Annotated in this window: 19 protein-coding genes and 1 riboswitch; of the genes, 12 read left to right on the forward strand and 7 right to left on the reverse strand. The window is 48.0% G+C overall.

The window, feature by feature from the left end; translation table 11 throughout:
• Positions 1-295: 295 nt before the first annotated feature.
• From SPK40_RS08800 to SPK40_RS08825, 6 genes are all read left to right on the forward strand, one after another.
• On the forward strand, positions 296-3,232 hold the full coding sequence (locus SPK40_RS08800) for an MHYT domain-containing protein (protein WP_330960188.1): 2,937 nt from the start codon (positions 296-298) through the stop codon (positions 3,230-3,232).
• Positions 3,225-4,205, forward strand: a complete 981-nt coding sequence (locus SPK40_RS08805; protein ID WP_330960189.1) for an HD domain-containing phosphohydrolase — start codon at positions 3,225-3,227, stop codon at positions 4,203-4,205. The genes SPK40_RS08800 and SPK40_RS08805 overlap by 8 nt, the downstream gene beginning before the upstream one ends.
• A 488-nt stretch (positions 4,206-4,693) precedes the next feature.
• A complete protein-coding gene (locus tag SPK40_RS08810) occupies positions 4,694-5,167 on the forward strand; it encodes a hypothetical protein (RefSeq protein ID WP_248142108.1) in 474 nt (157 codons plus the stop codon).
• Positions 5,168-5,258: 91 nt separating this feature from the next.
• Positions 5,259-6,611 carry a molecular chaperone gene (yegD, locus tag SPK40_RS08815; protein ID WP_330960190.1) on the forward strand — a complete coding sequence of 451 codons (1,353 nt, stop codon included), beginning with the start codon at positions 5,259-5,261 and terminating at the stop codon, positions 6,609-6,611.
• 179 nt (positions 6,612-6,790) lie between these two features.
• Positions 6,791-7,099, forward strand: coding sequence for a hypothetical protein (locus SPK40_RS08820; RefSeq protein WP_330960191.1), 309 nt, complete (start codon positions 6,791-6,793; stop codon positions 7,097-7,099).
• A gap of 318 nt (positions 7,100-7,417) precedes the next feature.
• Entirely contained in the window at positions 7,418-7,861 is a 444-nt protein-coding gene (locus SPK40_RS08825; RefSeq protein WP_330960192.1) for a YtoQ family protein, read from the forward strand.
• A 62-nt stretch (positions 7,862-7,923) separates the two neighbouring features.
• Here SPK40_RS08825 and SPK40_RS08830 read toward each other — a convergent pair whose 3' ends face one another.
• Positions 7,924-8,331 (reverse strand): VOC family protein, encoded by a 408-nt coding sequence (locus SPK40_RS08830; protein WP_330960193.1) that lies wholly within the window; start codon positions 8,329-8,331, stop codon positions 7,924-7,926.
• 106 nt (positions 8,332-8,437) lie between these two features.
• Between SPK40_RS08830 and SPK40_RS08835 the strand changes: the two genes are divergently transcribed.
• From SPK40_RS08835 to SPK40_RS08855, 5 genes are all read left to right on the forward strand, one after another.
• A complete protein-coding gene (locus tag SPK40_RS08835) occupies positions 8,438-8,737 on the forward strand; it encodes a putative quinol monooxygenase (RefSeq protein ID WP_330960194.1) in 300 nt (99 codons plus the stop codon).
• A 227-nt stretch (positions 8,738-8,964) separates the two neighbouring features.
• The gene (locus SPK40_RS08840) at positions 8,965-9,483 is read left to right on the forward strand and encodes a hypothetical protein (RefSeq protein ID WP_330960195.1); all 519 of its coding nucleotides are present in this window, start codon (positions 8,965-8,967) and stop codon (positions 9,481-9,483) included.
• A 96-nt stretch (positions 9,484-9,579) separates the two neighbouring features.
• Entirely contained in the window at positions 9,580-9,942 is a 363-nt protein-coding gene (locus tag SPK40_RS08845) for a hypothetical protein (RefSeq protein WP_330960196.1), read from the forward strand.
• Between the two features lie 239 nt (positions 9,943-10,181).
• The gene (locus SPK40_RS08850) at positions 10,182-10,889 is read left to right on the forward strand and encodes a L,D-transpeptidase family protein (RefSeq protein ID WP_248142100.1); all 708 of its coding nucleotides are present in this window, start codon (positions 10,182-10,184) and stop codon (positions 10,887-10,889) included.
• Between the two features lie 131 nt (positions 10,890-11,020).
• On the forward strand, positions 11,021-12,100 hold the full coding sequence (locus SPK40_RS08855; protein WP_330960368.1) for a threonine aldolase family protein: 1,080 nt from the start codon (positions 11,021-11,023) through the stop codon (positions 12,098-12,100).
• Between the two features lie 51 nt (positions 12,101-12,151).
• Here the strand turns inward: SPK40_RS08855 and SPK40_RS08860 are convergent, their stop codons facing one another.
• The 3 genes from SPK40_RS08860 to SPK40_RS08870 form a co-directional block, all read right to left on the reverse strand.
• Positions 12,152-13,165 carry an adenosine deaminase gene (locus SPK40_RS08860; RefSeq protein ID WP_330960197.1) on the reverse strand — a complete coding sequence of 338 codons (1,014 nt, stop codon included), beginning with the start codon at positions 13,163-13,165 and terminating at the stop codon, positions 12,152-12,154.
• A 105-nt stretch (positions 13,166-13,270) separates the two neighbouring features.
• Positions 13,271-13,370: riboswitch (purine riboswitch) on the reverse strand.
• Between the two features lie 34 nt (positions 13,371-13,404).
• Positions 13,405-13,902: a GNAT family N-acetyltransferase gene (locus SPK40_RS08865; RefSeq protein WP_248142098.1), complete on the reverse strand. Its 498-nt coding sequence runs from the start codon at positions 13,900-13,902 to the stop codon at positions 13,405-13,407.
• Positions 13,903-14,065: 163 nt separating this feature from the next.
• Positions 14,066-14,959 carry a LysR family transcriptional regulator gene (locus tag SPK40_RS08870; RefSeq protein ID WP_330960369.1) on the reverse strand — a complete coding sequence of 298 codons (894 nt, stop codon included), beginning with the start codon at positions 14,957-14,959 and terminating at the stop codon, positions 14,066-14,068.
• Between the two features lie 107 nt (positions 14,960-15,066).
• Here SPK40_RS08870 and SPK40_RS08875 point away from each other — a divergent pair, with 107 nt between their 5' ends.
• Positions 15,067-16,290, forward strand: a complete 1,224-nt coding sequence (locus SPK40_RS08875; protein ID WP_330960198.1) for an MFS transporter — start codon at positions 15,067-15,069, stop codon at positions 16,288-16,290.
• Between the two features lie 100 nt (positions 16,291-16,390).
• Here SPK40_RS08875 and SPK40_RS08880 read toward each other — a convergent pair whose 3' ends face one another.
• The 3 genes from SPK40_RS08880 to SPK40_RS08890 all read right to left on the reverse strand — a co-directional run bounded on the left by SPK40_RS08880 (position 16,391) and on the right by SPK40_RS08890 (position 18,186).
• Positions 16,391-16,663 (reverse strand): hypothetical protein, encoded by a 273-nt coding sequence (locus tag SPK40_RS08880; protein ID WP_330960199.1) that lies wholly within the window; start codon positions 16,661-16,663, stop codon positions 16,391-16,393.
• A gap of 242 nt (positions 16,664-16,905) precedes the next feature.
• A complete protein-coding gene (locus SPK40_RS08885) occupies positions 16,906-17,619 on the reverse strand; it encodes an AraC family transcriptional regulator (RefSeq protein ID WP_330960200.1) in 714 nt (237 codons plus the stop codon).
• A 105-nt stretch (positions 17,620-17,724) separates the two neighbouring features.
• The gene (locus tag SPK40_RS08890; protein WP_330960201.1) at positions 17,725-18,186 is read right to left on the reverse strand and encodes a carboxymuconolactone decarboxylase family protein; all 462 of its coding nucleotides are present in this window, start codon (positions 18,184-18,186) and stop codon (positions 17,725-17,727) included.
• Positions 18,187-18,247 lie beyond the last annotated feature (61 nt).

The following is an 18,247-nucleotide window of genomic DNA, read 5'->3' on the forward strand; positions in this document are numbered from 1 at the left end:
CAACGACGCCGCAGACACGATACGATAAAAGTCAGCACGCATCTTGTACATTCTTGCCTTTTGTTAAATCACCCACTGCCCCGAAAAGAAGCAGATGATTGAACATTCGCTGATTATTGGCACGAGCTCACGGTACGAAGGTTTACTCTTCCGGACTGAAAAGATAATGTTGCGCCGAACATTCACTTATCCGCCGACACCGATATGCAGCGTGATGTCAGGTGCAGGAATCGTCAAGCCACCAATTGTCCTTTCTGTATTTGCGGGCCTGCTAGCTGCCGGTTTTCACTGAGCAATGATTTCAGATTTATTCTCCCGCTATTTCATCACCAGCAACACAGACCCCAGCCTGCTGTTTTCCGGCGAATATGATTCAACGCTGGTGGCTATCTCCCTGTTGATTTCTGTCGGTGCATCTTTGCTCGCTCTGTCTCTGGCTGAATTAGCGAAGCAGAGTCCAACCCAAGTCATGCGGCGCATTCACATTCTGACAGGCGCAGCATCTCTGGGAGTCGGTGTCTGGGCCATGCATTTCATTGGCATGCTGGCTTTTGAACTCTGTACGACGGTGAATTACCAAATCAACATTACCCTGCTGTCAGTTCTTCCCAGTTTTCTGGCCTCCTGGGTAACGCTGCATCTGCTGACCAAGCAGACCGTCAGCAATGCTCGGTTGCTGCTTTGCGGGATAACGGTCGGACTGGGGATCGGCGCCATGCATTACATTGGTATGGCAGCAATGGTTCTTGGACCTGCCCTGAAGTATGATCCTGTGCTGTTCATGCTTTCGATTGTGGTTGCTGCTTCCCTGGCCACACTGGCATTGTGGATCAGCTTTGGTCTGAGAAAACGTCTGAACCTGACCGGTTATCTCCCCCAGCTCATCGCCAGTGTCGTCATGGGATTAGCGATTGCCGGTATGCACTATACCGCGATGGAAGCAACGCGGTTTGTGGGTCAGCCGGACCCTGAATTTTCATCTGACAATGAGCATCATTACCTGCTGGCCATCACAATTACTGTCGTGACTGTCGCACTCAGCTTACTGATTACCACCACGAATGCTCTGGCCAGATATCGCGCGCTGTTCCAGCGAAGTGAAGAAACGGCCGCCGAACTGAAAGCCACCATTCACACCGCGGTTGACGGCATTATCAAAATTTCGCACCGCGGCACCATTCTTTCTTTTAACGCATCGGCTGAGCGCATCCTTGGCTATCATGAGAGCGAAGTTCTGGGCAAAAATATCAGCATGCTGATGCCGGAGCCCTACCGAAGCGCACATGATTCTTATCTGGACAGCTACCTGAAAACCGGTCAGGCACGCATCATCGGGGTTGGCCGGGAAGTGACTGCCCTGCAGAAGAATGGATTAATGAAGCCGATCCGTCTGTCTTTAGGTGAATCGAAACTCCATGGTGTCAGCACCTTTGTCGGGGTCATCACGGATATCAGCCAGCAGAAAAAAATGGAAGCCGAACTCAGGCGTTCAAAAGAAGAAGCAGAAATTGCAGCCCAGGCGAAAAGTACATTTCTGGCGAATATGAGCCATGAGCTGAGAACGCCGATGAATGCCATCATCGGTTTTTCGGAACTGATGCTTGACGGCGAGATGCATCCGGAACAACAAAGACATCTGGGGATAATCCGCAATTCCGCCCAGACGCTGCTCAACCTGTTGAATGATGTACTGGACTCCGCCAAGCTGGAAAGCGGCACAACACAGCTTACAACACGACATTTTTCCCTGCGCCAGATATGCGAGCAACTGATCGCGACTCAATCGCTGATTGCCAACCAAAAGGGAATCGAACTGAACCTGCATTACGATGTGCAGATGAGTGAGTTTTACCAGGGGGATCCCCTGCGTATCCAGCAAATTATTCTGAATCTGCTCAGCAACGCGGTGAAGTTTACCGAACGAGGTTCTGTGACACTGAATCTCACGCCCAGCCGGGCCCAAGGCATCACCATTCAGGTAAAAGACACTGGCATCGGCATTGCGGCAGACCGGCTCCATACCATCTTTGCTCCCTTCTCTCAGGCAGACTCAACCATGTCACGCCGTTTTGGCGGCACGGGACTGGGGACCACCATCGCCAAGCAGCTGGCAGAACTGATGGGAGGCCATATCAGTGTCAACAGCCAGCTGGGTGAAGGGTCAACATTCAGAGTGGATCTGCCCCTGCAGAGAGGCGAACCGTCAAAAGCGGAAGAGCATCTGACTCACCAGATACACATCCCGCCAATGACTATCCTGATCGCTGATGATGTCGAGCAGAATCTGGAGCTCATGATCGGGCTGCTGAAAAGAGACCACCACCATCTGCTGACAGCCAGAACAGGTCAGGAAGCACTGACTATCGTTCAGAACACACCGGTTGATATCATCCTAATGGATGTTCAGATGCCGGAAATGAATGGCCTCGAAGCCTGCAAAGCTATCCGGGCCTATGAACGTTCTGAAGGACTTCAGCCTGTTCCCGTCATTGCACTGACCGCCAGCGTTCTGGAAAAAGACCGGCGTGATGCATTAGCCGCCGGAATGAGCGGCTTTGCTGTCAAACCGATCGATATTCATGACCTGAAATCTGAAATCGCCCATCTGATGGGTATTGCTGTCGATGTGGATCCGCAAGCCAGACCTCAGTCTTCCAACGCTGAGATGCATATTGATCTTGAAAAAGGCCGTCAGCTTTGGGGCTCGGAACAGTCCCTGCTCGCTGCGATCCAAAAGTTTATCAATCAGACGCATCACCACCCGGACTACCTGGCGCGTCTGCTGAGCGGCCGTCAGACGAAAGCCCTTTCCCATATACACCGGTTAAAAGGAATCGCAGGGAACCTCTGCCTGCCAGCCATCCATCACTGCATGATGCAACTGGAGCAAGCGCTGCAACGGGAACAAAACACCGTACCGCTGTTCAGCCAGTACCGAGACCGCTTTAACGCCATTCATGAACTGCTCAGTTCAGCCGGTTCGATCACATCCGGTGAGGCTGACAACCCGCCGCGGCCGGCGCTGAGACAACAGGACATTCGAAATATTGCCCGGCAGCTGTCGCAGGGTGAGAACCCGGAAAGCACATTTATGGCAGTGAAAACTCAATTACCTGAAGCACTGGCAGAGTCGGTCGAATCTGCCATGAATAACTTCGAGCTGGAACAAGCCGCACTTTTACTCAATGACTATCTGGACAGTCTTCTGCACACGGAGATCGAACATGCTTAAACGAAAGACACTGCTTCTGGTGGACGACGAACCCGCGAATCTTCAGGTGCTGAAAAATATTCTTTCTTCAGAGTATCGTCTGATCTTTGCCAAAGATGGCAGCCGGGCACTGGCGCTGGCATGTGCAGAGAAGCCCGATTTAATCTTACTGGATGTCATGATGCCCGGCCTGTCCGGTTTTGAAGTCATCCAGCAACTAAAGACGGTTATCGAGACCCGGAATATTCCCGTAATTTTTGTCACGGCCCTGTCCGATGCACAAAATGAAGCTCAAGGCTTTGAATTAGGCGCCGTAGATTTCATTGCCAAGCCAGTCAGCCCTCCGATTGTGCGTGCACGGGTCAAAAACCATCTTTCACTGGTTCGGGTGGAAGAACTGAAATCAACACGTTTGTCCGTAGTTCAGATGCTCGGCAAAGCTGCGGAGTACAAAGATAATGAGACCGGTCATCATGTCATCCGTATGAGTCATTACGTCCATTCGATTGCGCTTGCCGCCGGATTCAGCGCTTCCTGGTCGGAAACACTGCTACATGCTGCCCCCATGCACGATATCGGCAAAATTGGTATTCCTGAGCACATTCTGAACAAACCAGGCAAGCTCACACCGGAAGAATGGGCTGTAATGAAAGATCATACCGTGATTGGCGCAGAAATCCTGGAAGATGACGGTTCCGAGCTGATGCAAATTGCCCGTAATATTGCGATTTATCACCACGAAAAGTGGGACGGTTCAGGGTATCCGCACGGATTAAAAGGGGAAGCCATCCCCGTTGAAGCCAGAATCACAGCCATCGCGGATGTGTTTGATGCCCTGACCAGCGAACGTCCCTATAAAACCGCCTGGTCTGTCGAAGATGCCTCAGATTATATCCGCGAGAACAGCGGGATCCATTTTGACCCGCAGCTGGTTGATGCTTTTTTCAGCTGTTTGCCGGATCTACTTCACACGAAAGATAAATGGCATGAATGAGTGTCTGACCAAGCTCTTTGCGGATGAATTTAAGCATTCGCTGAGCCAGCTTTCAGAGAGACTAAAGTGAATAAAAACGCCTTAAAATGAGTGAAAAAGCAGTGAATGCTTTTATTTTACAGAAATAAAGCGAAAGCACCGTTGACTTTTCATGCACTGACAATCGACAAAATCTCCTTCCGGCTGAGTTCAGATGCATTTCATATCAATTTTACCAATAACCGTAAATCAGAATATTCTAATCAATTTAATTCTTAATTTTCATCAGCTTATGCAATAGGTTTTTTCGTTCATTAAAATGAGATGCCCACAGCAATTTTCGTGATTACAATCGATTTCACAGCAAAAAAACAACAAACACATATTAAATAACACTGAAATATATGGAATCATAATTAATGGGTTTATTGTTAACAAACAGGCCCCTCAGCACGAAGCTGAGTTCAGGATAAAGATTCAGGGGAAATCAGAACTGTGGTGTGCCAATCATGTACTGCGTAAAATGTGGTGTCAGAACGCTGGACAGGCCCGATGGCACACCAGCAGAAATGTGTCGAAAGTGCAGTGAAGGAGAGCAATCTCAGTCAAATTCTCTGCGTTCAAAATACTCTCTCAAATACAGGCTGGCGGTTGCATTTCACGCACTTTATGCCCTCATCTGGCTGATCGTCGGGATCGTCTCTGGTTTTCAGGCCGCAATTGACGGCATCATGAACATTGAGACCGACAATCTGTATAAGGTCCTGCTGGCCGTGATGATGACTATCCTCCATTTGTGTGCTGGTTACAGCCTGCTGGTGCTTCATCGCTGGGCAGAAAAAGCCACGATGCTGTTCGGGATCATCCTGTTTTTCTTTTACCCGTGGGGAACAGTTGCAGGCTCGACTCTGATCTACTCCCTGGTCCAGCTCCGCTACGACTATACGCTCACTTCAAAGTTCTTCAAAAAACTGTATCGCTGAGTTCATACTGCGCTTGGTTGCGCTCCCTTTTGCTTGTCACCGCCGGTAAATCACGTAGACTGTCCGGCTTTTCAATTGTCAGGAGGGAGTTATGTATATCGGATTTGACTACGGCACAGCAAACTGCGCTGTTGCCATCATGGAGAATGGTCAGCCCCAGCTACTGCCTTTGGAAGGCAACCGCTTTTACATCCCTTCGACCCTCGCAGCACCGACACGTGATGCGGTCAGCGAAGCGTTGTTTCGTCATTATGACATCAAACCAGCCAGCCAGACCGGTGAACAGTTACTTCGTCGAGCCATTGCTGCAAATAAAGAAGACGACATTGTCGTAGATGCACAGGCATTACAATTTGGCCAGCAGGCACTGGACAGTTATCTTGCTGATCCGGACGAAGTCTATTACGTCAAATCCCCGAAGTCTTTCCTTGGCGCTTCCGGTCTGGTCGATATCCAGCTCAGCCTGTTCGAAGATTTAGTCTGCGCCATGATGGCGAACATCAAGCGCCAGAGTGAAATGCAGATTCAGGCCCCGATCACTCAGGCCGTGATTGGTCGTCCGATTAACTTCCAGGGGACCGGTGGCGAAAAAGCCAACGAACAGGCCGAGAATATTCTGAAACGCGCAGCTACCCGTGCGGGTTTCAAAGAGATTGAGTTTCAGTTTGAGCCGGTTGCTGCCGGATTAGAATATGAAAGCCAGCTGGAAAAAGACACCACAGTGCTCGTGGTTGATATCGGCGGCGGGACAACAGACTGCTCCGTTCTGCAGATGGGCCCGGGCTGGCTGAGCAAAACTGACCGTTCAGCCGGACTACTGGCGCACAGTGGCAGCCGCGTCGGCGGAAACGATCTGGACATTGCCCTCGCCTTTGAGCACATCATGCCGCAGCTGGGCAAAAACACGGTCAGTCAGCGAGGCCTCGCGGCACCAGTCAGCCAGTTCTGGAATCCTGTTGCCATTAACAATGTCGCCGCACAAAGTGACTTTTATGCCAGCAGCAACCTGGCAGTTTTGCAGCAATTGGTCAGAGACTCTGCTGAACCGGACGTACTCAAACGTTTATTGCAGGTGTATCACCATTCCCTCGGCCATCAGTTGGTCCGCGAAGCGGAACTGATGAAGATAGCGCTGTCCGATCGCGCAAGCGCCGGTGCGCAGCTGAAAATTGGTCAGGAGACACTCCCGCTTCACTGTACGGACACTGAGCTGGCAGAAGCCGTCAGCAGCAATGCAGAGAAAATCAGTTTACTGATTCATGAAGCGCTCATTCAGGCACAATGTGCCCCGGAAGTGATTTTCATGACAGGCGGTAGTGCCCGTTCACCGATCTTACGCCAATTAATCGAGCAGCGCTTACCCGGAGTGCCGATTGTTGTCGGCGATTACTTTGGCTCAGTCACCGCAGGCCTGACCCGATGGGCCGAACGTTGTTTCAGATAAAAGCGATTTGAATCAAGCACCGCAAAATAATCACAGAAACGCATTACAACTGTTTCTCATGTGCAATGTGTTTCTGTACAATCCCTGCCTTGAATTTGATTCGAACTCACTTTTATTAAGGAAATATCGTCATGATAAAAAAGATAAATCAAAAGATTGTCTGTGCAGCAGCCTTACTGATGACACCATTTGTGTCTGCAAACAGCGACTTTGGCCCTGTCAAAGTGGAAAGTGTCACTGTTCATGACTCAAATATGATCATTGTGAAAATCGCACCTGATGGCGTAAAACGACATACTGAACAGTGCGACAAAGACAGAGAAAGACTCTTAGTCATTAACAAAGAATCTCCCTATGAAAAAGAGATGTTTTCGATCGCATTAACCGCAAAGGCTTCCGGAAAGTCGATTACTGGCTGGGTCAACGGCTGCCACGAATTCTGGAATTATAAAGCTCCTAAACTGACTGTGATCACCCTGGTGGACTGATCAACCGAACGGATGAAACTTGCGACTTTTCTTCTTTGCCCGGGAAATTCGCAAGTTTATATAACACTTCAAAACACCAGCCCCATTTTCATGCCCGTCGGGACAATGCTTCAACTCTCATCCATGAACCCGAAATATCTGGCTCAAATTGATCCGGCCCGGCCATTTCATGAATCCGGCATCTCCGGTCCTGACGTATTGACAGGTACAGACACCTGAGGCTGCATTGCTTCCAACAAGCCCGCGTGCGAAAACTCAAAAATTGTGTACAATAAACCATGAAATTATCAACAAAGACAATAAATGGAAGGTGATGTCATGACGTGGAATGTCTATCTCTCAGGTGAAATTCATACCGACTGGCGTGAACAAATTATTCAGGGCTGTCAGGCCAGAGACCTGAAAATTATGTTTACTTCAGCTGTGACCGATCACGACCGCAGTGATGCGGCGGGCGATGTTCTGGGCAAAGAAAACAACGGATTCTGGCGTGATCATCAGTCTGCAAAGGTGAATGCAATCCGAATTCAGAATCTGATCAAACAGTGCGATCTCGCCATCATTCGTTTTGGTGAGCAATACAAGCAGTGGAATGCAGCCTTTGATGCAGGTTTCTGTGCTGCGCTGAATAAACCTTACATTACGCTTCACAGTGAAGATATTGTTCACCCTTTGAAAGAAGTCGATGCTAGTGCCAATGCCTGGGCGACCTCTCCGGCACAAGTGGTTGAGGTCCTGGACTACCTGCTGACTCAGAAGTAAACGACTGAAACCAGCTGAGCAACGCGCGCAGTACCACATGCGTTGCTCAACTCAGACGCTGTTTAACGCAAACGTTGTCCGGATACAGCCGGGTGATACAAGGGTTGCACCACATTCCCGGCAGGATCGGTGCAATGGAAACTGCGTGCCCCATCGCTGTGATCATGCGGACGGTCAAGTAATGGTACGCCTTGTGATTTCAGAAATTCATACCACGCTTGCAGCTCTTCTTTGCTGTCCACAATGAAGCCAAAATGATCCAGCGACTGATTTTGGTTGTCCTGGTTTTCATGTGCTCTGCTCAATGACAGATTGTCATTTCCGCAACTCAGGTAAATTAGGTGTTCATTGGCTTTTCTGAGTACTTCCATACCCATTATTTCTGTATAAAACCGAACACATTCCTCAAACGGGTGTACTGCCAGCGCTAAATGTCTGAGTCCGTTCAATGGTTTGGGACGCCGAGTCATACAAGATTACTCCGTGTGCAAAATATACAATTATTGTATACAATAAATCACAATTCAGCTCAATCCCTGGCTGAAAAATGATTCACTGAAAAGGAAGACAGTTATTATGTTTTGTATCGTCGTGAAGAATGTTGTGAAGGCAGGCTACAGCGAGCAATACCTCTCCATCATGAAAGAAAATGCGACAGCATCGGTAGAGAATGAAGAAGGCTGCCTGGTGTTTGATGTAATGGTCTCTCAAGAGAACGATCATTGTTTTTATCTCTATGAGATCTATACCAGCGAGGCTGCGCTGGCAGTCCACAAACAAACTTCACATTATCTGGAAAGCCGAAAACACTTAGCCGACCTGATTGAAGATCAGTCTGTACTTCGCTGTGATGTCGTTCAACGAAATCCTCAATAACATTTTAATATTGAAAATCGGGCAGACATTCACCTCTCTGCCCTTTGCTTTCTCCAAATGACGCGACGACCATTCAGTACAATGTTTTCCCTACATCCATCCGGTCAATATACAAATGGTCAGATTCACGTAGAATAGATAGCTTCTGCCACGATGTGCTGCCTTTGTTTTTTTGCCAGGCAAGCACAGCGAAAGGGACATTGATATTGCACAACGATGGAAAACCGGTGAACTCAAATCACAACACTAAATATCGCGGCATTTTGAAGGCCATCGCGCCCGTCATCATTGTCTTTCTGCTTTTGATGGCTGCCGTCCAGTTCATTATGCTCCGCTCTGTACCGGAATCCACAGTACAGACGGGCGAACAACTCTCACAAAGCACACTGAATACATTAATCAGCCACTATATTATTTCCGGTGAAGATCAGATTGAATACTTTTACTCTTACGGAACAAGGTCTGTCTTAGAGGGTGGTACGATTCTGACAGATCATCTACTGATACATTACAATCAATCTGAAAATCAGAAATTATCTGTCATTGAAATGCCCTTTGATGAGATAGCCTCTGTCAAACCAATACAGTATAAAAATATCCGGAATGCCCGAATTTATCGGATCAGTGCTATCGAAGCGGGTGTTTGGTTTAATATCGTATTATCAACAAAAAATAAGGGCGATGAACTTTTTATTCAGGCGTTAAAAAACAAATTAAATCAGAGTCAGATGAAGACCTGGATATAAAAAATTCATCTCATGACAATTAACAACAGCTTGAAATCAACCGCCTTATAAAATATTCAAACAATTTGTCTTGATTCCCATACATAAGGACAGTCAATGCCGTACATGAAACCTCTGAGAAATCTCTCTTTTGCGCTGACCTCCGTGCTGTTCATGAATGCTTCGGCTTTTGCCGGCTGCGGTGAAATAGAAGCTCAATGCCTGATCATCAGCAGTGAGTCAAAAGCCCCGGTATCCTGCTCTATTACTGTCTGTGCGAATGCCATTGAGTATATCAGCGACTGGTCTGTCAGTGATGGTTCTACCCTGTCACACACTTCGAGCGAAGAGAAAGACACAATTACAATCAATGGAAAACCTGGCTTAAAAATTCCCTACGATATCCTGAAAGAGAATCTGACCTGCTACGGCACTGTCGACATGAGCCAGGTCTTTTGCGCTAAGGACGTTTCCCTGTAGGTCACGCTGAATAATTTTTATTGGTTTATCAACCAGTTCACAGAATATATTCAATTGAAAGACCTGATGACAATATTCAGGGAACGTCATCAGGTCTCTGTAATCACATCAAAAAAGTGCATATCCGGATCATATAATTTGTCGATCTGTGGCAAAAATTAACAAAGCGCAGAAGACAACGATGACATCTAAATCTTATTATGTAATTACTTTACAGGGATATAATATGCAATACTGATATGTTTATTTTAAAATACTTAAAACAATTCATACCTTTACTCACAGTATTTACAACTTTTTGTGCTCACAGCCAATTTGTTTCGACAACAAATGGACAGCGCACCGTTGATGATGTTTTAGCAGTTTACGGCCATCTTTCAGAGCAACGACTGAAATACCGGTTTAAAAAAGCAAATGTCGCCTATCCACCTGAAAAAATTGCTCTTCTTGGTCTGAAAGAAGAAAAAAAACTCGAGCTTTGGGCCATAGATAAGCAGGGCAACCATCACTTTGTATACAGTTACCCTGTCACGGCAGCAAGCGGTAAAGCAGGCCCGAAACTGAAAGAAGGTGACCGCCAGGTCCCGGAAGGCATTTATAAGATTATCGGCCTGAATCCGAACAGTCGTTTTCACCTGTCCATGAAACTCAACTATCCGAATGATTTCGACAGAAAATACGCAGATCTTGAAGGCCGTACCCGCCCGGGCAACAATATTTTCATTCATGGTAAGGCTGCATCGATCGGATGCCTCGCCATTGGTGACAGCGCGATTGAAGAACTCTTTACCCTGGTTGGTAAAATCGGCCATCAAAATGCCGAAGTCGTCATCGCGCCACATGACCCGAGAAAAGCACCGATTCGTCCTGTTTCGAACCATTCTCCGGTGTGGATATCAGAGCTCTATGCATCCATTGAGAGTGAGTTTTCCCGATTCGTGTACTAACTTTTGTTCCTCAATCAGGTAAATAAGCGGCTTCAGCTCAAAAATTTAATCCATAATTTTGCCAGCCTTGGAAGATAACCATAATATTTCCAGCTCAATCAAGGGAATAAAACCTATCTTTCAAGGAGTTTCTGGGCATGGATTTACGCTCACAATGCACGGTCTTCATCCCGGGCAATCGCACGGTTTCACCAGCAGAGATGTTTCAGAACATGGCAGACTGGTGCAAAGAGCATCACATTGATCACGATATCTATGGTCAGGGTGAATTTTTACAAAGCTTTGAAACCAAAATCGCATCTTTGCTTGGGTTTGAAGCTGGCCTCTTCGTTGTGACCGGCACGATGACACAGCCGACAGCACTGCGGATAGCCTGTACTGCAAAAAGAAATCCTGTGGTTGCGATGCATCCGTCCAGCCATATTTATCTGCACGAAGGCCAGAATTATCAGCTTCAAGACTGGTTCAGCATCCTGCCTGTCGGTCACCCTTATCAGCCCTGGACACTCGACGATCTGACCGCCTGGCCGGATGACATTGCAGCTGTGCTGTATGAACTGCCGATGCGCGAGATTGGCGGCCAGCTGCCTTCATGGGAAGCGCTGAACGACATCAAATCGCACTGCCGTGAAAAAGGAATTCATCTGCATCTGGATGGTGCGCGGCTCTGGGAGACGAAAGCCGGCTATGGCCGTGATTATCAGGAAATCACTGCCGGGTTTGATTCAGCTTATGTCTCGCTCTACAAAGGCGTTGCCGGTTTAGGCGGAGCCATGCTGCTCGGCAGCAAGGACTTCATTGAGAAAGCCAGGGTTTGGACACAACGTCAGGGCGGAAATGTTGTCCATCGAACGCCTTACGCCGTGTCAGCCGCGATGCAGTTTGACCAGCGGCTGGCACAAATGTCGGCACTGTTTGAACGCACTCAGCAGCTCTACCGCATCTTGAGTGAATATCGGCAATTCACCCCGAATCCTGCCGCACCACAGGCCAATATGCTGCATCTTTATCTTCCGGTCAGTGCCGAAAAAGCGACCCTCATTCGTGACCATTTCGCACAGGAAGACAAAGTCTGGCTGGGTAACCCACAGCAAGCAGCCCTGCCTGATCAGTCATACATCGAATGGTATATCGGCGATAACCTGCTGAATTTGGATGACAACCGCCTGAGAGCAATTCTGACAAAACTGGCAAATCTGGTTTGTGCTTAACAACCTTGCTGATGAAAGAGCCGCAGATACCGCGGCTCTTTTTACATTTCGTTAAGACGTCTGAAAACGCGCCAGATAATCTAATGTCAGCTGTGTCAGCCGTTGTTTTTCTACGTCACTGATAAAACTCGCCATAATGGCGTTCAGCGTGAACTGAGCAATTTCTTCACCGCTCATCGGGTGCGCTTCTGCGACAGCATGAAAGTTATCCGTCATGTAGCCACCAAAATAAGCCGGATCATCCGAGTTAATCGTGACACACATTTCTTTTCGCAACAAATCAACGATATTGTGAGCGTTCATCTCCTCGAAGACTTTCAGCTTCAGATTAGAGAGCGGACAAACAGTTAATGGCACCTGCTCCAGAGTCAACCGTTTCATGAGTTCCGGGTCTTCGGTACAGCGCACCCCATGATCGATCCGGGTTGCTCCCAGCAAATCCAGCGTTTTAGTGATATTTTCAGAGGGACCTTCTTCCCCGGCATGCGCTACCGTCAGAAAACCGGCCTGTAAAGCACGCTGAAAAACATCTTTGAATTTTTCCGGCGGATTCCCCTGCTCAGAAGAGTCCAGCCCGACGCCGATAATCTTGTCTCGATGGGCTATCGCCTGTTCCAGGGTCTCAAAGGCAGATGCCTGATCCAGATGACGCAGAAAGCACATAATCAGCAAACTGGAAATGCCCAGTGCTTCCCTGCCCTTTTCCAGCGCACGGTGAATCCCGTTCACCACAGTTTCAAAAGCGATACCGCGATCGGTATGTGTTTGCGGATCAAAAAAAATTTCCGTGTGGACAACGTTGTCTGCTTGACAGCGCAACAAATACGCCCAGGTCAGATCATAAAAATCCTGCTCATGGATCAGAACATTGGCGCCCTGATAGTAGATATCCAAAAACGATTGCAGGTTATGGAACTGGTACGCAGCCCGGACTTCCTCCGGAGAGCGGAAAGGAATCGCGATCTGATTCCGTGCAGCCAGCTCAAACATCAGTTCTGGTTCCAGTGAACCTTCAATGTGCAGGTGCAGTTCGACTTTTGGCAGTCCGGCAATAAATTGATTCATAAGGTGCTCTTCATCGGGTTCTCAATACGTTGATTAGGATGATGAACAGCTTTTCTGAATTGATGGAGATAAGAGAGGCTCTGATCACGACAAAGAGAAAAGCGATTCATCGGCTTTACTCTTCGTAATCAGAATTTTACGGATTCTGGTAGAGACCCCCACACCCTATTAGCGGGGTTATACGAAGCTGGTGACTTCCGCTTGCAGGCAGGTCCGTCACCACAACGCGCACAACTTTCTCATACCTTGTGCCAGCTTGCAAGCCGGGCCATCATATACAAATCGGCGTAATTGCCTGATTTGAAAGTCGCCAGCTTCTTTTCCCCTTCCAGCGCAAACCCAAATTTCCGGTGCAATGCAATGGCAGGGGCGTTGTCAGTATTCACGTCCAGTTCCAGCCGCAGAATATTCAGCCAGTTATCAGAAAGATCGATTGCTTCGGCCATGAGCATTGATCCCACCCCTTTGCCGTGAAACTCCGGATGAACCGCGATCACGATACCGGCAATGTGCTTTTCTTTCGGCTTGTTCCGGGTCACCAAAGTCACGTGCCCCACAGCCCGGCCATCTAAATCAGCAACCAGAGTGATCAGTTCAGGAGACGCAAAAATCGCCTGAACTCTTTTACTGCCCAAATGCATGAACTGTGAGGTATTTTCCAGCACCGTTGAAAAAGAATAGATATCACACAGGCTATCCATATCTTTTTCTTCCATATGGCGGATTGTGATTGCCACACCGAACTCCTGACTAAGTCATTCATATCAAGATAATTTTTCTGAGGTCATTGTTCTACCATAGCCCCCCGGCCAGGGCTACTGACAAGCAGGGGATTTGTTGAGTTGTGCCAAGGAATCGCAAAAACCAACAGCACAACGAAGACTGAGCACGGATGAAGATTCACAACTTCAGATGCGAGTCGAGGTGCGTCAGAAATGCATGAATTTTGTGGGGCAGATGCTTTCTCCCGGCGTAAAAAGCATACAGCACCAGATCCTCGGGCTCCGCTTCCAGCGTGATTTTCTCAAGCTGCCCGGCCTCAAGAGCACCGCGACAACCCACCTCAGCCAGAATGGCGAAGCCTAACCCTGCTAACGCAGCTTTTGTGGCGATGTTGCCGCTGTTGGCTTTAAACGAAGAAGTTACCGGAATCGTCTGAGAACGGCCTTTGCTCCCCTTAAATATCCAGGGCATACCGTTTAACGCCGTCAGACTGGTAATACAGGGCATCTGACGCAATTCATTTACCGTGGCAGGCACTCCACAGCGTGCAATCAAATCCGGGGAGCCCACAATGCAACTCGCCCAGCGCGATACCTCTTTCGCCACCCAACCGCTGTCATCCAGTGCCCCCCGGTGAAAACTCAGCACCAGATCGAAGCCATCCAGCAAATCTTCTTTCGGATTTAAGCTGGTTTCGCAGCAAATACTGACCTGCGGATAGGCCTGGCTGAAGGTGACAAGAATCTCTGCCAGTTCTGGCAAGTCGGGCATCAGGATCTTCAACTGCCCGGCAACCATTTGCGAGTGCTGGCTGATATCTTCCAGCGCATCATTCAAAGCAGTCATCAGTGGTGACGTCGAGGCAAACAGCTGATGACCCGCTTCTGTCGGACTCATACGCCGGGTGGTTCGCTGCAGTAAACGGGTACCCATTTTCTCCTCGAGCTGAACCACATGACGGCTCACATTGGATGTCGGAAGGCCGAGCATTTCTGCTGCCTGTTTAAAGCTGTTGCAGGTGTAAACCGCATGAAAGCTTCGCAACCACTGAATCTCAATCTCTTCAATCACAATTAAACCAAATTTTGGGATGATTAAACCAATAAAACCCAATTTATCCCGCAAATGTAATTTATACAATGTTCATTTCTGACACTGAATGAATACAGAGCGAGACGATGACCATTCAACATCAAGCCCAAAACCACACTTCAAGCCGGGAAATATTCCTTGCTTACTTGATTCATTTTTTCATGGCACTGGATTTACTCATCATTGTGCCCTTCAGCGCTTATATCACTGCCGCCAGCCATGTCTCCGCCGCACAGGCAGGATACCTGTCTGCCAGCTATGCGATTGCAGCAACCCTGACGAGTCTGTTCATACGGGGAACGCAACATCAGCTCCGGGAAAAAAATCGGCTTCTCATTTGTCTGACCGGTCTGGCCATCGCGACTTTCTGCCTGCCCTGGTTAGCGCATTTCCATGCCATGCTGGCAGCAAGAGCCATTGCAGGAATCTTTGGCGGGGCGCTGGCTGTGATCAACCTGAATTACTTAAGCCTGATCACACCCGCCGAACAGCGCAAACGGTCAATTGCCATGCTGCTGAGTACCTTCCCGCTGGCACTAACCCTGGGTGTCCCGGGCTTACTGTGGGTATCCGGGGAAGAAAACTGGCCACTCAGCTTTTACCTTCTTGGGGGTGCTTTCAGCCTGTGTGCACTGCTTGTTCTGCTCACAAACCCGAACCGGTTCAGCCAACCAGATACTGCACCACCCCGTCCCGCAGATCTCATTCCCCGCTCCTCAGCAGACCGTTCACTGATCATGCGCCTCGGTTTCATCATCTTTCTGACTGTATTCAGTACATTCACTATATCGACGCAATTTCCAGTCATGCTGGTGATCAATCAGCAGCTTCCCGATAACCTGCTCAGTCTGAGCTATGTCTTCGGGGGTGTCGGATCTTTTCTGGTGATTCAATGGTATGGCAGGAGTCATGACCGCCTGTCCGATTTCAGGCTGATCAACGGATTGTCAGCACTCATGGTGGTCACAGCGCTGACAGGTTTTCTCACACATCAGATGATGCTGGCACTCGCGTCATTTGCGTGTTTCATGATTGTCAGTTCAGCGAGAACACTGATCGTTATGACATCAATTTTCACAAATTTAGTCCCCGGATTGCGTTCAACAATGGCAGGAATTCAAAATGCGATTCAACATATTGCGGTCGGTTTAGGCGGAGCAGTCAGTAGCCTCTTCATTCATTCCACTCAACCCGATCAATTAAATTTTTCAAGTCTGCTGTTGGTATTTACTTTAATGACTTGTATGGTGCCGTTTTGTTGGAAACTCAAAAATAAAAAATCGATTTATAAAACAGAAACAGAAACATGAACCTCTTGTCTGTATCACTGACCTGATATTCAAGAAATCACTTGAAATATATTTTTAAAATCGAATAAGGCAGCCAGGCTGCCTTTATCTTCCGCAACAATTAACCAGATATATCTTTGGAAATCGTAAACGTGACGGTATCACCCGGCGTCGCGTAAGGCTTATTTTTTGGATCACCTCCGACCCAGCGACCGCCCTCCTGAACCTGAGCACCAATACTGAGAGCGTTGAAATTGCCTGTTTTCAACTCACCACTTTTCCCAGGATCGAGCCACAGCGTATCAAACGGAATAAAATTATCGCCGGCATTAAAATTACTAAACAGCACACGTGTATCTGAGTCGTTCACGATTTTAATGGTGTCAGCTGCCATCGGGTTATTCCTCATATGTGATCAAATAAACTTGATACAGCATTACGAAAATAGTTTACCATTCTATTTTTATCCACAAAAAATGACAATCGCTTAAAAAACCCGGCTTAATCATGCTTCCTTAACATATTAATGAGGCTACAATGTAATTTATTAATTTTAAAGGGGAATAAAAGTCACATAAAAGTTAATGCTTTTATTTCAAAACATTAAAACAGGACTTTCAATTTAAAACAATGATGCTATCTATTCAGATGCATATCACGCCGATATCTTCCAGGTCTTTCACGGAGAGTCTGCTTGACACGCAAACTATATTTTTTGGGGGTAATTTTTGCGATTTTCGAAAACTCGCGGGTCATATGTGCCTGATCAGCAAAGCCCTGCTCAAAGGCAAGATCAGCTAAGGGCATGTCTGGCGCAGATTTGATTTGTTCGAGCGCTTCTTTCACTCGCAGGATGCGCTGATAATGTTTTGGAGTTATGCCCATCCACTTCTGAAAATGGCGCTCTATCTGGCGTGTTCCCACGGGCAGAGACTGACCTGTGCCGCTGGATTGTACGGCACTGACGATATCGAGCGTCGTCTGATGGGTGAGTTTTTCAAATTCAAAGGTTCGCTTGATCCAGCGATACACGGTGGCGATCCGGGCAGAGTGGTTGCTGCACTGGCGCAATTGTTGTTGTAAGACCTGCAATACAAGAAAATCATCTGAGCCTTGTTCGATCGTGACTGGCGTATCAAAACGTTTGCCCAGCAAGCTGTAACCCATGGCGGGATGAAAACGGATTCCGGCCAACACCGCTCCGGGTGGCATCGTGACCTGCTGTGCTTCCTTACTGACAGGTAGCAACACAACTCCGGCCGGGTGCCAATGGCCGCCGAAGCTGACCTCGCACCCCAGATTAAACAGGATGCCGCTGCCGGCATCGCTGAACAGCAGTTTTTCGACCACTGCAGGCTGATCGGATGGTACGGAAACAGACCATATTCCCTGAACATGGTCTGTCAGTAAGCCCTGAGGTTTGAAGATTCTGAAATCCATCAAACAGTGTGTATCCTATTTCGGCTGGTAAATTTCGACTTTCGGTTTGAAGGCTTTTACCATTCTGTTCCAGCTGTTAATGGCATTAATTGCCACGGTTAAATCTACCATAGCCAAATCACCGAAAGTGTCCAGTACCTGATAATAAAGTTCATCAGACACCGGCTGGCAGGCGGTCAGTTGTTCTGCAAACGCCAGTGCGACTTTTTCCTGCGCGGTATACAGAGGCATATCCCGCCAGGCACTTAAGCCGTAAATTCTTTCAGGTTTCTCCCCGAGTTTTAACGCATCTTTACTGTGCATATCGATGCAATAAGCACACTGATTGATCTGCGACACACGCAATTTCACCAGCTCCCAGATGGTCATGGACATCGAGGAAGACTCGCGAAATTGCTGATGAAAATAGCTTTCCTGTTGTAACAGGATTTCCATTGCCTGAGGCGCAGCGTTGAAGTAACTCAGTCGGTTTGTCATGTGATATCTCCTTAATGAACTTGCAGTCTGAAGATAACCACTCTGAAACGGGTTTTATTGA

The sequence above is a fragment of the Photobacterium sp. 53610 genome (assembly GCF_036409375.1).
Lineage (GTDB): Bacteria > Pseudomonadota > Gammaproteobacteria > Enterobacterales > Vibrionaceae > Photobacterium.

Coding starts and splice junctions, on each gene's coding strand:
- SPK40_RS08800 (WP_330960188.1), top strand. CDS start 296: ATGATTTCAGATTTATTCTCCCGCTATTTCATCACCAGCAACACAGAC.
- SPK40_RS08805 (WP_330960189.1), top strand. CDS start 3,225: ATGCTTAAACGAAAGACACTGCTTCTGGTGGACGACGAACCCGCGAAT.
- SPK40_RS08810 (WP_248142108.1), top strand. CDS start 4,694: ATGTACTGCGTAAAATGTGGTGTCAGAACGCTGGACAGGCCCGATGGC.
- yegD (WP_330960190.1), top strand. CDS start 5,259: ATGTATATCGGATTTGACTACGGCACAGCAAACTGCGCTGTTGCCATC.
- SPK40_RS08820 (WP_330960191.1), top strand. CDS start 6,791: ATGACACCATTTGTGTCTGCAAACAGCGACTTTGGCCCTGTCAAAGTG.
- SPK40_RS08825 (WP_330960192.1), top strand. CDS start 7,418: ATGACGTGGAATGTCTATCTCTCAGGTGAAATTCATACCGACTGGCGT.
- SPK40_RS08830 (WP_330960193.1), bottom strand. CDS start 8,331: ATGACTCGGCGTCCCAAACCATTGAACGGACTCAGACATTTAGCGCTG.
- SPK40_RS08835 (WP_330960194.1), top strand. CDS start 8,438: ATGTTTTGTATCGTCGTGAAGAATGTTGTGAAGGCAGGCTACAGCGAG.
- SPK40_RS08845 (WP_330960196.1), top strand. CDS start 9,580: ATGCCGTACATGAAACCTCTGAGAAATCTCTCTTTTGCGCTGACCTCC.
- SPK40_RS08850 (WP_248142100.1), top strand. CDS start 10,182: ATGTTTATTTTAAAATACTTAAAACAATTCATACCTTTACTCACAGTA.
- SPK40_RS08860 (WP_330960197.1), bottom strand. CDS start 13,165: ATGAATCAATTTATTGCCGGACTGCCAAAAGTCGAACTGCACCTGCAC.
- SPK40_RS08875 (WP_330960198.1), top strand. CDS start 15,067: ATGACCATTCAACATCAAGCCCAAAACCACACTTCAAGCCGGGAAATA.
- SPK40_RS08880 (WP_330960199.1), bottom strand. CDS start 16,663: ATGGCAGCTGACACCATTAAAATCGTGAACGACTCAGATACACGTGTG.
- SPK40_RS08890 (WP_330960201.1), bottom strand. CDS start 18,186: ATGACAAACCGACTGAGTTACTTCAACGCTGCGCCTCAGGCAATGGAA.